The 1,178-nt window shown below is 70.7% G+C and carries 1 protein-coding gene; it reads right to left on the minus strand.

The window, feature by feature from the left end:
• Positions 1-1,178: dihydroxy-acid dehydratase (locus ACFWVD_RS28695; protein WP_379248034.1), on the minus strand; the 1,178-nt coding region annotated here is incomplete at both ends.

A 1,178-nucleotide genomic window follows, 5' to 3' on the forward strand; every position in this document is an offset into this window, starting at 1 on the left:
CAGCGCTTGGACTGGGAGAAGGCGGTGGCGGAGCGGACGCAGCCGGGGGCCGCGTGCCACAGCTCCATGGCCGTGTCGCTGGCCGTCCCGGAGCGGGCGTCCCACTGCGCGAGCCAGTCCTCCAGGCCGTCGGAGTGGACGGTGGTGACGTCCTTGTTGAGGAGGCCGCCGCGGTGGAGCTCGCCGAGGATGGCGGGGATGCCGCCGGCCCGGTGGATGTCCTCCATGTAGTACGTGCCGCCGGGCGCCACGTTCGGCGCGACCTTGGCCAGGCACGGGACGCGGCGCGAGACGGCGTCGATGTCGGTGAGGTCGTACTCCAGGCCCGCTTCCTGGGCGGCGGCCAGCAGGTGCAGGATCGTGTTCGTGGAGCCGCCCATCGCGATGTCGAGGGCCATGGCGTTCTCGAAGGCCTCGCGGGTGGCGATGCTGCGCGGCAGGACGGACTCGTCGCCGTCCTCGTAGTAGCGCTTGGTGATCTCCACGACCGTGCGGCCGGCGTCCTCGTACAGGGCGCGGCGGGCGGTGTGCGTGGCGAGGACCGAGCCGTTGCCCGGGAGGGCCAGGCCGATGGCCTCGGCGAGGCAGTTCATCGAGTTGGCGGTGAACATGCCGGAGCAGGAGCCGCAGGTCGGACAGGCGTTCTCCTCGATACGGAGGATGTCCTCGTCCGAGACGTTCTCGTTGGAGGCGTCGACCATGGCGTCGATCAGGTCGAGCTTGCGGACCGTGCCGTCGACCAGGACGGCCTGACCGGCCTCCATCGGGCCGCCGGAGACGAAGACGACCGGGATGTTCAGCCGCATCGCGGCCATCAGCATCCCGGGCGTGATCTTGTCGCAGTTGGAGATGCAGATCAGCGCGTCGGCGCAGTGCGCCTCGACCATGTACTCGACCGAGTCCGCGATCAGGTCGCGGGAGGGGAGGGAGTACAGCATGCCGCCGTGGCCCATGGCGATGCCGTCGTCGACCGCGATGGTGTTGAACTCGCGCGGGATGGCGCCGGCGGCGCGGATGGCGTCGGAGACGATCCGGCCGACGGGGGCCAGGTGGGTGTGGCCGGGGACGAACTCGGTGAAGGAGTTGGCGACCGCGATGATCGGCTTGCCGATGTCCGCGCTCGCTACGCCCGACGCGCGCATCAGCGCACGCGCGCCTGCCATGTTGCGGCCGCGGGT

The sequence above is a fragment of the Nocardia sp. NPDC058666 genome, assembly GCF_042714895.1.
Classification (GTDB): domain Bacteria; phylum Actinomycetota; class Actinomycetes; order Mycobacteriales; family Mycobacteriaceae; genus Nocardia.